The organism is Longimicrobium sp. (assembly GCA_036389135.1).
In the GTDB taxonomy this organism is placed as follows: domain Bacteria; phylum Gemmatimonadota; class Gemmatimonadetes; order Longimicrobiales; family Longimicrobiaceae; genus Longimicrobium.
Genome location: DASVQP010000121.1, coordinates 1 through 12,409 on the forward strand (window position 1 = coordinate 1; position 12,409 = coordinate 12,409).

The following is a 12,409-nucleotide window of genomic DNA, read 5'->3' on the forward strand; positions in this document are numbered from 1 at the left end:
CCCGGTGCCTCTTCTCACGTCCCCGGCCCTCGGCGCCGCCCCGTGCCGGTTGCCAGGCGGCGGCGCGGGGTAAGCCACGGGCAGCCACGCGGGGCTGCCCCTACCGGATTGGGTGTTGCGGGGTGGGGGCAAGGGCGGGCAGACACGTGGGTCTGCCCCTACCGGATGCGGGCGCGATGAATCGCGCCCCTACAGGATCTACGCGCCTGGCAACGACATGCGCCCCCTCTCTCGATAACAGGGGGCGCAGCCCTCTCCTGTTATCGGGAGAGGGGGCAGGCGAGTGTAACGAGCCGGGGGTGAGGGCCCCTCGCGCCAGACTCTCCCCCTCACCCGCCCTGCGCCCCCGCAGGCGGGGGAGGGGGTCGGGGGGAGGGGGCACTCCGCCCCCACACCACCCGCCGCACCCGCAGCGCCATCAGCAGCGCCACCACGGCCAACGACGCCACCAGCCCGGCCCAGATTCCGACGTGCGCGAGCGGAGTGTGGAAGCCCAGCCAGTACGCCACCGGAAAGCCGACGCCCCAGTAGCCCAGCAGCGTGATCCACATGGGGATGCGCGTGTCCGCGGCGCCGCGGAGGACGCAGATGCCGGCGGCCTGGGCGCCGTCGAAGAGCTGGAAGAGCGCGGCCAGCAGGAGGAGCGTGCTCGCCATCGTGATGATGCGCGGGTCGTCGGTGTAGAGGCCGACCACCGCCTCCGGCCAGAGCACGAAGAAGAGCGCGCACACCGCCATGAAGGAGAGCGCCACCAGGTACGTGGCCAGCGCGGCGCGGTGCACCCCGCGCGCGTTCCCCGCCCCCACGTGCTGCCCGACACGCACCGAACCCGCGATACTCGCCCCCAGCGGCACCATGTAGGTAGTGGAGGCGACGTTGATGGTCACCTGGTGCGCGGCGAGCTGCACGGGACCCAGCCACCCCATCATCACCGCCGAGAGCGCAAAGATCCCCACCTCCGCGCCGAGCTGCGCGCCGACGGGCACCCCCAGCCCCGTGATCCGCCGCAGCCGGGCGACCACCGGGCGCAGCGACACGCCGCGGAACGGGTGCAGCGCGGGGACGCGCAGGACGTAGACGACCATCCCCACGAGCATCGCCCAGCGAACCGCGGAGGTCGCGATGCCGGAGCCGACGACGCCGAGCGGCCTCACCACGCCGGGGACGCCCCAGATCAGCACCCAGTTCCCCAACACGTTCAGCGTCACCCCCACGAAGCTCAGCCACATCGCCGGCCGAGACACGCCCATCCCCTCCAGGTACTGGCGAAAGGCCATGAAGAGGAGGAGCGGCAGCACCCCGGGGGCGAGCGCGGTCAGGTAGTCGCCCGCCAGTAGCGCCACCTCCGGCACCTGGCCCAGCAGGAGCGACACCCGCCGGCCAGACACCGACAGCAGCGTGCCGGGGACGGCGAGCGCGGCGGCCAGCCAGAGCCCCTGCACCAGCACGCGACGGCACTCCTCGCGGTCGCCGGCGCCGAAGGCCTGGCTCACCAGCGGGCTCATCCCCATCACCACGCCGTTGCACACCACGATCAGGGCGAACTGCACGGCGCTGGCGATCCCCGCCGCCGCAAGCGCGGTGGCGCCCAGGCGGCCCACCATGATGGTGTCGGTGGTGTTCATCGCGATCCCGCCGAGCTGGGCCACGACGATGGGCCCGGCGATCCGCGCCAGCTCGCGCACTTCGTGGAGAAAGAGGCGCCTGCGGCGCCGCAATGCGTGGCTCATGTGCAGCCCTAAAAGCGAAGGGGCTCCGCGGCCGGCGGAGCCCCTCGCGGGTGTGGACGGACGTGGCGTCTCAGTTGCGCTCCTGCGGCACCTGCACCCCGATCACGCGCCCCTCGCCGGAGGAGAGGAGCGCTTCGGCGAAGTCCTGGCGCTCCTCCATCATCGAGAGGCGGTTGTCGATCCCGCTGAGGAGATCGCGGATCTGCGCCATGTCCGCGGGCGGCGGCGGCGGCGCGGGCCTCAGCCGCTGCTCCGCCATCACCTCCAGCAGCCGTCCCAGCCGCTTGGAGATCGGGCGCAGGATCAGCACGGCGCCGGTGGTGAGGATCGCGGTCGTCATCACGATCATCGGGGCGAGTTCGGGGCCCATAGCTCTCTCCTTCTTCGTTCCGGATGTGCGGGTGCCGCTCGTTTGCTCTGCTACGGTACGCGGACCGGGGGTGTTTCGCGGGCCCGCACGGGTGCCCGCTTCGGCTTGCCGGTGACCAGCTCGTAGCGGAACGCCATCAGCCCCGCAAAGACGCCGGCGAAGATCAGCGGCGGCACCAGGTCCTTCTTCACCAGGAGGAAAAAGTGCAGCACGCCGAGCCCCGCTGCAACATAAACCAACCGGTGCAGCTTCTGCCAGCGTTTTCCCATACGACGGATCGCGCGCTGGCTGGAGGTGAGCGCCAGCGGCACCAGGAGGAGCAGCGCCGCGAACCCTACCGTCACCCACCAGTGCTTCACCACGTCGGCCACGATGAACCCCCACGAGAACGACTGGTCCACCAGGTACGTGGCGAAGTGCAGCACGGCGTAGAAAAAAGCGAAGTTCCCCAGCACCTTCCGCGCGCCGATGATCCCGTTCCACCCCGTCAGCCGGCGCAGCGGTGTGATAGCGAGCGACGACATCAGCAGGGTCAGCGCCCAGAAGCCGGTCAGGTGCGTCACCGTCTCGATGGGGTCCACGCCGATCCCGCCGGTCGCCAGGATGACGAGCGGGGCGAGCCCCAGGAGCCACGCCGCGGGCTTCGCGGCGCGGTCCAGAGCGCGTGCCACCTAGAAGTTCCTCCGCAGGTCCATCCCGCGGTACAGCCCCGCCACCTGCTCGCCGTAGCCGTTGAACATCAGCGTGGGGCGGCGCAGAAAGGTACCGATGCGCCGCTCGCGCGCCTGGCTCCAGCGGGGGTGGTCCACCTGCGGATTGACGTTGGCGTAGAAGCCGTACTCGCGGGGCGCGGACACGTTCCACGCCGTGCGCGGCTGCCGGTCGGTGAAGCGGATCCGGACGATGCTCTTGATCGACTTGAAGCCGTACTTCCACGGCACCACCAGCCGCAGCGGCGCCCCGTTCTGCGCCGGAAGCGGCTTGCCGTAGAGCCCGGTGGCGAGGAGGGTCAGCGGGTGCATCGCCTCGTCCATCCGCAGCCCCTCTACGTACGGCCACTCCAGCACGCCGCGCTGCTGCCCCGGCATCTGCCGCGGGTCGTGCAGCGTGGTGAGCTCCACGAAGCGCGCGCCCGGGAGGGGCTCGGCGCGCGCCAGCACGTCGCGCAGCGGGATCCCCTGCCACGGGATCACCATCGACCACGCCTCCACGCAGCGCAGGCGGTAGGTGCGGTCCTGCACGCGGTTGGCGCGGATGAGGGTGTCAATGGGGTAGCGCCCCGGCTTGCGGCAGAGCCCCTCGATGCTGACCGTCCATGGCCGCGTCTTGAGGAGGCGGGGCGCCAGGCGCGCGGGGTCTTCCTTGTCCGTGCCGAACTCGTAGAAGTTGTTGTACTGCGTGATCTCTTCGTACGAGTTCGCCTTGTCCTGCGCCCCCTCCGCCTCCGCGCACGCCACGAGCGACGCGGGCGCCGCCACGGTGGCGATCGCCGCGGCCGCCGCCCCGATGAAGCCGCGGCGGTTCACGTACACGCTCTCCGGCGTGATCTCGGAGGACGGGATGTCGTCGGGCTTGCGGATCAGCATCGGCGAGTACCTTGGTTGGGGTGCGGTGAGCTTGTAGGCCGCGGACCGACCCATGTTCCGCCGCACCCTCTACATACGCTCGCCGGGCCGACGCCGGATTCGGGCCAGGGGACGAACGGCATTTCACACAGAGACACAGAAACAAACGGAAAGAACCACAAGAGGTTCTCTGTGCCCTTGCGGTTCCCTCCGTGATCTCTGTGTGATGCTTTTTTGTTCTAACGCCCCGCCATCGCCTCCAGCCTCGCCACCCGCTCCTCCGTGGGGGGATGCGTGGAGAACAGCCGCGAGAAGCCGCCGCCGTGCATCGAAGCGAGCGGATTCACCTGCGCCATCGGCGCCGCGGCGGGCGACACGTGCATCGGGATGCGCTCCGCACCCGCCTCCAGCTTGCGCAGCGCGTGCGCCAGCGACAGCGGACGCCCGCAGATCTCCGCGCCCACCGCGTCCGCCTTGAACTCGCGCTGGCGCGAGATCGCCATCTGGATCACCGAGGCCGCCAGCGGGGCGAGGAAGATCATCAGGATGGCGCCGATGGGGCCGCCCCCTTCCTCCTCGTCGCTGCCGCCGAAGATGGCGCCCCACATCGCCATCTGACCCAGCGACGAGATGGCGCCCGCGATGGTGGCGGTGAAGGTCTGCAGGAGCATGTCGCGGTTCTTGATGTGCGCCAGCTCGTGCGCGATCACCCCCTCCAGCTCGTCGCGCGACACGAGCTGCAGGATTCCCTCGGTCACGCACACCACCGCGTTCTCCGGGTTGCGCCCCGTGGCGAAGGCGTTGGGCTGCATGTGCGGCGCGATGGCCACGGTGGGCATGGGGAGCCCGGCCCGCTGCCGCAGCCGGTCCACCATGGCGTACAACTCGGGCGCCTGCTCCGCCGTGATCACCTGCGCGTCGTACATGCGCAGCACCATCTTCGCCGACGCGAAGTAGGCGATGAAGTTCATCGCCGCCGCCATCACGACGGCGATGATCATCCCGGTCTGCCCGCCGAACGCGCCGCCGGCCATCACGAACAGCGCCGTGAGCCCGGCCATCAGACCGAATACCTTTACGTTGTTCATCTCCCGCTCCCTCCTGTGTGATCCCGACGCGCGAAGGCGAGACCCTCGCGCGGCCGGTGTGCGCACGCACACCGGCACCTGTCGCGAAGGTCTCGCCTGGCTCTCACTGGAACCTGTCCGGACCGTGCGCCCCGAGAGGCGCAGTCTTGACGATCCGGTCACACGGGCTGTCTCGCCCGCGCGGCTACTCCCCTTCCATGTCCGCGCTGATGTGCAACAGGCGTACCGCGTTGCGGCTGCCATAGTTGCAGATGACTCCGCCCTCGGCGGAACGGCGCGTGCTGTGTCGTACCGCCATTGCGCGCCTTCGGTTCCCCGCACCCGTCATCCCATGACCGAGCCCCGCGCCGGCCGCCTCTTCCTCGGCGTCCCGCTCAGCGATCCACTGCGCGACGCCCTCGGCGAGCACCTGCGCCGCGCCCTTCCCGGCGGGATTCCGGGGCGTCCGGTGGTCCCCGCGAACTGGCACCTGACCCTGCGCTTCCTGGGTGACACGGACGCGGATCAGCACCGCCATCTGGTGGAGGCGCTCGGAAAGGCGCCGCTGGGCCCGCGCTTCTGGATGGTTCTCGGCGGGCTGGGCGCCTTCCCCCGGCCGCGTCGCGCGGGAGTGCTGTGGGTGGGCGTCGATGAGGGCGCCGCGGAGCTGAAGCGAGTTGCGGCGCTGGTGGAGGAGGCCGCGCGCCACGCCGGCTTCCCCGCCGAAAAGAAGCCGTTCTCGCCGCACCTCACCATCAGCCGCCTCAACCCGCCGCGCGACGTCGAAACGGTCGTCGCCGCGGCTCCGCCGTTCGGCGGGCGGATGCAGGTCGACGGCGTGGTCCTCTTCCGCAGCCACCTGGGGAGCGGCCCGCCGCGCTACGAGGCGCTCCAGCGCTTCGCCTTGTGACGGACGCGCCCCCGTCCTACAGCGAGAACCCGAGGGTGAACGGCACGCCGCCCGCGAAGCCGTCATCGACCCGAGCCACGTGCGTGCCCAACTCCATGAACCCGTCCATCCGCAGTGCCCGGAAGCGCACCCCCGCCGAGGCGGTGATCCCGGGTCCCGTGTAGGCGCCTTTGACGGTGAAGTCACCGGCGGGCGGAACGTTCTGGCAGGGAACGATCTCGCCGCTCGAGTCGATGCAGATGGGAACCACCCCCTGCTGCTCCGTGGAAGTCACACGCTGGTGGTACACGCCCACTCCGCCCCGGGAGTAAACCCGCAAGCGCCCGCCGAAGTGCGACCTCTCCAGCTTGCCCGAGATCCCCGCGCCCACGATGGTGTTCCGGTCTCCACGACCGAAACAGTACAGTTGCCGCACCCGCTCACACGACAACGGTGAGCCGCTGGCGGTCCCCTGCTGCGCGAACACATACATCTCGGCGTGGCGCGAAAGCCTGTTCGGCAGCAGCGGAGCGGTCCCCTGTGCGTGCCATGCGGCGCCCGACGTTTTTCCGCTGAACGTTTCGCCGTAGCCCGCGCCCACCATCCACTGTGCGGCCGCGGGCTGGGCCGCGAAGAGCGCGGCCATGGAGAGGAGGAGAAAGGCTCGCATCGAAAACACTCCTTCGCAGATCGAGACCGGGCACCCGCCCGGGTTGAGTACAGCTCTGAATCACAATCTTGCTGCGACGAGCCTCAGATCCAAGAACAACCTCGCTCGCTCTCGACTCACAACCTACTCTCAAGCCGCGCGGCGGGCCGGCGGGCGCGGCGGGCGGCGCTTGCGAACCCAGATGGGGAGCACGAACAGGTACATCCCCGTGAGCCAGAGCACGAGCAGGGTGAGCCCGGCGGGGAAGAAGAGCCAGAGCTTGGCGTGCTCGTGGAACCAGGAGCCGTCGTGGATCGACTCGATCAGGTCCGAGCGGCGGTAGGCCGAATGCAGCACCCGCGCGGTGCCGAGGTCCACCTGCACTTCCCACCCGTTCTGCGTCCACACCTTGGCAACCCCCTTCCCCGGCCGCAGGTCGATGCGGCGCACGTCGTCCCACCCGCGCACCTCGGCGCGCGGGACGGTGGAGGCCGCGCGGACGACCTGGTCGAGCGAGATGGCCGGCGCCGTTCCCGTGCCCTCGAACTCGGCGGGCTGCACCCAGGTGAACTGCTTCTTGAGCTGCAGTAGGAGGCCGGTGCTGATGATGACGATCACCGGGAGCGCCACCAGGATCGCGCCCCACGAATGGGTCTTCCGCACCAGCAGGTTCCACCGCATGCCACACTCCCACTGAGGTTCACCCGATCGCACGCCGCCAAGGTAGCAAATTCCACTACAACAGCAACAGCAGCCTCACACAGAGCCACAGAGGGTACAGCAAGAACGGCGAAAGGTTTTCTCTCAGTGGCTTGCAGTTCCCTCTGTGGCCTCTGTGTGAGGCCGTTCGTACCCATGCGGCACGAAAATCTCTCCACCGCGGGCTTCCAAACAACGAACGCGCTGAACGGGAGGGACGACGATGCAGCTCGAAGGCAAGGTGGCGCTGGTGACGGGCGGCGGCGAAGGGATCGGGCGGGCGTCCGCCATTCTCATGGCGAAGGAGGGCGCAAAGGTGGCCGTACTGGGCCGCCACCGCGAGAACCTGGACCCGGTCGTGGGGGAGATCGAAAAGGGCGGCGGCAAGGCCCTCGCCGTCGTCGCGGACGTCAGCAAGGCAGATGATATGAAGCGCGCGGTGGAGGAGGTCGTGGGCGAGTGGGGGCGGCTGGACGTCGTTTTCGCCAACGCGGGAGTGAACGGCGTGTGGGCGCCCATCGAAGAGCTGGAGCCGGAGGAGTGGGAGCAGACGATCGCCATCAACCTCACCGGGACCTTCTTCACGGTGAAGTACGCCGTGCCGCACCTCAAGAAGCAGGGCGGGTCCGTGATCGTGAACTCGTCGATCAACGGCACGCGCATCTTCAAGAACACGGGTGCGTCGGCCTACGCGTCGTCCAAGGCGGGGCAGGTGGCCTTCACCAAGATGCTGGCGCTGGAGCTGGGGCCGCACGGGGTGCGCATCAACGTGATCTGCCCCGGCGCCATCGAGACCGCTATCGACGACAACACCGAGCAGCGCCACGTCGACAGGGTGAAGGTGGAGCCGGAGTACCCCAGCGAGGAATCGAAGTACCCGCTGACGCGCGGCCCCGGGAGCGCCGAGCAGGTGGCACGTGTGGTGCTGTTCCTGGCTTCCGACGCCGCCAGCCACCTCACGGGAACCGAGATGTGGGTGGACGGCGGGGAGTCGCTGCTGTGCGCGACGTGAGCCGGCGCATGCACACGGAGGGGGCCCGTTGAAGATCATGCTGCTTTCGGAGGACCGGCTTCGCGTGCAGGGGGGCGCGGGGCCGCTGAGCGTGGAGGCGGACTCGGCGGAGATGACCTACTCGCCGGGGCACATGCTGGCGAGCAGCCTGGCGGTGTGCACCTACTCCATCCTCCAGTCGTGGGCCACCAACGCCGACATCCCCGCCGCCGACCTTGCGGTGGAGGTGGGCTTCGAGTACGTGGAAAAGCCGCACCGCATCGGGAAGATGGAGGTCGCGCTGGACTGGCCCTCGCTCCCCGCCGAGCGGCGGGAGGCGGCCCGGCGCGCCGCGGGCCTCTGCCCCATCCACCGTACACTGCACGCGCCGCCCGAGGTCACGACGCTGGTCACCGGCGCCGCGCAGACGGGGGCGGGAGCATGAGCTTCCCCGTCGTCCACTTCGTCTTCGGCGGCCAGGAAGCGGCCTCCGCGGGGATGGGGCGCCCCTACACGGTGGTGTACGACGGCCAGTGCAAGGTGTGCACGCGGCTCTCCGGACTCCTGCGCAAGTGGGACCGGAACAACGAGATGGAGGTGATCCCGTTCCAGAACACCTCCGTGCTCACCCGCTTCCCCTGGATTCCCAGCGAGGCGTACGGGCAGGCGCTGCAGCTGGTGGGGCCGGGGGGGAAGACGTGGCAGGGGGGCGGCGCCATCGAGCAGCTCCTCAAGATCCTGCCGCTGGGCGGCGCCATCGGCTGGGTCTTCAAGATCCCCTACTTCGGCGTGGGGTTCGAACGCTTCTACCGCTGGTTCGCGGCCAACCGCTACCGCTTCGGCTGCGGCGCGCACTGCCAGCTACGCCCGCTCGACATCGACTTCGGCGACGCCCCGCCCGAAGAGCTCGCCCCCGCCGGTGACACGCTGCCGCTGAAGACCACCGCCGAGGTGGCGGGAAGCTGACGCGTCGCAGGCGGTCCTGAAGCGCCGCCCCGGGACCGCCGGGCGTGGCGCAGGCCGCTTTCACACGGGTGGTGGACGAACGGGGGGCGGGGCGTGAGATTCGACGCTCCGCCCCTTTCCCCGTTTGCGATCCGCCCCATGCAGACCTCGCTCCCCCTCGGCGCCGCCGTCTGGCCGCAGCCCGCCGCCGCGGGTAGCTTGTGCGCCATGACCTCTGCCGCAACCGAACGCGAGATCCCGGCGCTTCCCGCCCGCGCGGGCGACTTTCCGCAGCTCCGCTACATGGGGAGCAAGCACCGCCTTCTCCCGTGGATCCACTCCGTTCTCGGCGAGCTCCAGTTCGAGAGCTGTTTGGACGCGTTCTCGGGAAGCGGGGCCGTCGCGTATCTCATGAAGACGATGGGGAAGCAGGTGACCGCGTGCGACTTCCTCAACTTCCCCTCGCAGATCTCGCGCGCCACCGTCGAGAACTCGTCCGACACCCTCTCGGCCGGTGATCTCGCCGCGCTGGTGCGCGAGAACCCGGGGCGGAAGGCGTTCATCGAGGAGACGTTTGGCGGGGTCTTCTTTACGCCCGCGGACCTGCGCTTCCTGGATACGCTCTGGTCGAACATCCGGGAGCTGGAATCGCCCGCGCGGCGCGCGCTGGCCATCGCCGCGGCGGTGCGGGCGTGCGTGAAGCGCCAGCCGCGCGGCGTCTTCACCATCACCGGCGACGCTTCCAGGTACGACGACGGGCGGCGGGACCTGCACATGAGCCTGGAGGAGCACTTCCTGAAGAGTGCGGCCGCGTACAACGCGGCGGTGTTCGACAACGGAAAGGTGCACCGGGCCATCCGCGCCGACGTGTTCGATGCCCCGACCGACGTGGAGCTCGTCTACCTGGACCCGCCATACGTGCCGCGGGCGGACGACAACTGCTACATCAAGCGCTACCATTTTCTGGAAGGCCTCGCCTCGTACTGGACGGACGAGGGGACGGAGATCCGCTTCGACACCAAGGCACGCAAGATCGCGAAGCGCTTCACCCCGTTCTCGTACCGGCGCACCGCCGTGGACGCGTTCGACAGGATGTTCGCGCACTTCGCCGGGAGCACCATCGTGCTCTCCTATTCATCCAACGGGTTCCCCGACCTGGATGTGCTCGTGGAGCTGCTCGGCCGCTACAAGCGCACGGTGCAGGTGTTCGCGCGGCCGCACCGCTACCACTTCGGCACGCACGACAACGTCGCCGAAACCCGCGCGGCGGTGCAGGAGTACCTGATCGTGGGCGAGTAGATGGCCTTTCCACCCGTCGATTTCAACCGTCTGCTGGGCGAGCTGGTGGAGCTCCCCTCCGAGGGAGTGGATGACGAGACGCGTGCGCTGCAGGAGCTGCTTCCGCGCGTCCTTCAGGGGATGAACGATGCGGGGCGGCCTGCCACGCTCGAGGAGCTCACCGCACTACTACGCCAGCACCCGGACTTCCTGGTGATCGCCCGGCTCTTCATGGGCGTCTCGCAGGACCGCGCGGCCTCCGCTTTTTCGCAGGCGCTCGGCTCGCGGCTGAGCTGGTCAGGCCTGCGCGTTCGGGCGAGGCAAGCTCCCGAAACGGTTGCACAGGCGATGGAGGCGATGGACTTCCCGCGGCGGTGTAGGAGCAGCTATCCCCGGTGGGCGTGCAGCACTCTGGAGCCGGGCGGCGACTAACGATCTCAACCCCCGATTGTTTAAGGCTGCGGCGAGGCCAGCGCATTATAGGAAACCGGCGGGAATCACGAACGATCGTTGGGGCGCCCCGCAGACTAGCGACGCGCCTTCACGGGTTAAAGCACTGATCGTAGATATGCTCCCCCAGCTTTCGCCAATGGCTGGACTTGTATGGGAACTTTCCCGGTCTAAAATCCACATCTAACCGTCTGAATCCTTCCAAGTAGCTATCGAAACTACCCAGCCGTTGATTTCCAAGTAGCAAACGCATACAGAAGACGAGGCCATTGATAGTCGTTGTAGTTAGCATGCGACTCTCTCGCTGGTTGGTAGTCCACAACTCCTGCGGTCGACTCGCCTTGAATGCTCCAATGAGCTTGTTGAGCTCCGTTCCACAGTATTGAACATACAGGTCGAGCACATCGCGATCGCACACGTCTAGAAGCTTACTCTTGTCAGGCCGGGTCCACCGGTTGAAAAAAGACACTGGTTCACGGAGCCCGACGATGTGTCTGAGACCGTAGCTGACTATTGATGTGGTTTTCAATTTCCCAGTGTCAAAAAAATGCAATCCCAAGATCCCCACTAGGGGACCCGTTGCCCCGAGACGGTGCAGCACAGACTTGGCGATTGCCACATCCGAACACGGATTGATTATTGTCTCGATGGCTTGTTTTAGATCACCACGAACCCGCTTCTGTTTGTCATTGATTTCAAGGAAAAGCTTCGCTTCAAACGCCTCCGCTTCAGCAGAACTAATTGAGTTCGGGTATATGATTCCCGTCACCAGCAAGTGCTGTCTACCTCTAAGGGCTGCGATCTTCGTATCGAGTTGGTCGTCACCCTCGTGATACGCGTATACCCGGTGCTGACCATCAATTATCCCGATCGCATCAAATCGCCTAGGTATCGTCAGTTCTCCCACCGAAACATGAGTTGCACCTGAATCTTCTGGTTCTGACCCGGGAGCGGGATGGTAGACAGCGTCGCCTCTAAGCGTCACTATGATGTTGTTCACGAACACGCGTCGTTCCTCAACGAGGTATTTACGCATGCTTCCTATTTTATCCCTCACCAACAGACGCTGGTATAGCGCGTCGCTGTCGCGCCAAGAATCCGCGCGCAGAACATAGGCGCGCTCCAGGAGCGTGGCGGGATCAACTAAGAAGGAGACCAGTTTGTGGCCGCGTGGGAATCCGCTCTGCACCGGGGGCAACTGCAGTGCGGAGAAAGTACTCAAATCAGTTTTAGACTTGGGGGACCCCACCTGATGCAGATCTACGTCGAGGAATTTGAGGATTTCGAAACGAGCACTCCGCTTAATAGTCTTGGTCAGACTGAGAAAATATTGAAGGCTAGAGTAGGAGAGAAGCTTACAAGCCTGGCCGTAGTGAGTCTGATAGCTTTCGTCCACGTCGTTTCGTGATGCGTACACAAATCGGAAATGGTATTCTTCCGGTTCGAAGTCTGAACGATTGAAGTACTCTGCAAATCGCTCAAAGCTTCCACGCAGTACCTCAAGCGTGGAAAGGCGATGCATCTGTAGATGGCTGAAAAACTCAGCCTTCTTGCGCAGATGATCACCTATGTTTGAGGTCGCCAGAGTAGTGTCCTCAACAACGACGACGATGTTATCGTAAAGAAAAACGCTATCTAGTTTCCATCCGGAAACAGCGGAAAAGCGGGTATCGGGTAGCCGTGGAAAACGTCGTACGGAGCGGTTGCTACGCAATTCGAACCCGATCCGCGGGTATGATTCCGCTCCGTTTGGGTCAGAGACGCAGGTACATGCCG

The 12,409-nt window shown here is 66.9% G+C and carries 14 protein-coding genes; 6 read left to right on the top strand and 8 right to left on the bottom strand.

Annotation, left to right across the window (positions count from 1 at the left end):
• Positions 1-329 precede the first annotated feature (329 nt).
• From VF584_24625 to VF584_24645, 5 genes are all read right to left on the bottom strand, one after another.
• Positions 330-1,730: an MATE family efflux transporter gene (locus tag VF584_24625; GenBank protein HEX8213383.1), complete on the bottom strand. Its 1,401-nt coding sequence runs from the start codon at positions 1,728-1,730 to the stop codon at positions 330-332.
• Between the two features lie 70 nt (positions 1,731-1,800).
• The gene (locus VF584_24630) at positions 1,801-2,100 is read right to left on the bottom strand and encodes a hypothetical protein (protein ID HEX8213384.1); all 300 of its coding nucleotides are present in this window, start codon (positions 2,098-2,100) and stop codon (positions 1,801-1,803) included.
• Between the two features lie 50 nt (positions 2,101-2,150).
• Complete coding sequence (locus VF584_24635) at positions 2,151-2,771, bottom strand: protein-methionine-sulfoxide reductase heme-binding subunit MsrQ (GenBank protein HEX8213385.1); 621 nt, start codon at positions 2,769-2,771, stop codon at positions 2,151-2,153.
• Positions 2,772-3,686, bottom strand: coding sequence for a protein-methionine-sulfoxide reductase catalytic subunit MsrP (gene msrP, locus VF584_24640; protein ID HEX8213386.1), 915 nt, complete (start codon positions 3,684-3,686; stop codon positions 2,772-2,774).
• 218 nt (positions 3,687-3,904) lie between these two features.
• On the bottom strand, positions 3,905-4,753 hold the full coding sequence (locus VF584_24645; GenBank protein ID HEX8213387.1) for a zinc metalloprotease HtpX: 849 nt from the start codon (positions 4,751-4,753) through the stop codon (positions 3,905-3,907).
• 331 nt (positions 4,754-5,084) lie between these two features.
• Here VF584_24645 and thpR point away from each other — a divergent pair, with 331 nt between their 5' ends.
• Complete coding sequence (gene thpR, locus VF584_24650) at positions 5,085-5,642, top strand: RNA 2',3'-cyclic phosphodiesterase (protein HEX8213388.1); 558 nt, start codon at positions 5,085-5,087, stop codon at positions 5,640-5,642.
• A 16-nt stretch (positions 5,643-5,658) separates the two neighbouring features.
• Here thpR and VF584_24655 read toward each other — a convergent pair whose 3' ends face one another.
• Together VF584_24655 and VF584_24660 are read right to left on the bottom strand one after the other, a co-directional pair.
• Positions 5,659-6,291: a hypothetical protein gene (locus tag VF584_24655; GenBank protein HEX8213389.1), complete on the bottom strand. Its 633-nt coding sequence runs from the start codon at positions 6,289-6,291 to the stop codon at positions 5,659-5,661.
• Between the two features lie 129 nt (positions 6,292-6,420).
• Entirely contained in the window at positions 6,421-6,951 is a 531-nt protein-coding gene (locus VF584_24660) for a PepSY-associated TM helix domain-containing protein (protein ID HEX8213390.1), read from the bottom strand.
• Positions 6,952-7,192: 241 nt separating this feature from the next.
• Between VF584_24660 and VF584_24665 the strand changes: the two genes are divergently transcribed.
• The 5 genes from VF584_24665 (at position 7,193) to VF584_24685 (ending at position 10,615) form a co-directional block, all read left to right on the top strand.
• Positions 7,193-7,981 (top strand): SDR family NAD(P)-dependent oxidoreductase, encoded by a 789-nt coding sequence (locus VF584_24665; GenBank protein HEX8213391.1) that lies wholly within the window; start codon positions 7,193-7,195, stop codon positions 7,979-7,981.
• Positions 7,982-8,018: 37 nt separating this feature from the next.
• On the top strand, positions 8,019-8,405 hold the full coding sequence (locus tag VF584_24670) for an OsmC family protein (protein HEX8213392.1): 387 nt from the start codon (positions 8,019-8,021) through the stop codon (positions 8,403-8,405).
• Positions 8,402-8,926, top strand: a complete 525-nt coding sequence (locus VF584_24675; GenBank protein ID HEX8213393.1) for a DUF393 domain-containing protein — start codon at positions 8,402-8,404, stop codon at positions 8,924-8,926. Before VF584_24670 ends, VF584_24675 begins: the two co-directional genes overlap by 4 nt.
• A gap of 138 nt (positions 8,927-9,064) precedes the next feature.
• On the top strand, positions 9,065-10,204 hold the full coding sequence (locus tag VF584_24680) for a DNA adenine methylase (protein ID HEX8213394.1): 1,140 nt from the start codon (positions 9,065-9,067) through the stop codon (positions 10,202-10,204).
• A complete protein-coding gene (locus VF584_24685; protein ID HEX8213395.1) occupies positions 10,205-10,615 on the top strand; it encodes a hypothetical protein in 411 nt (136 codons plus the stop codon). It begins immediately after the preceding gene.
• 109 nt (positions 10,616-10,724) lie between these two features.
• Here VF584_24685 and VF584_24690 read toward each other — a convergent pair.
• A partial coding sequence (locus VF584_24690; protein ID HEX8213396.1) for a DGQHR domain-containing protein occupies positions 10,725-12,409 on the bottom strand: 1,685 nt, incomplete at its 5' end.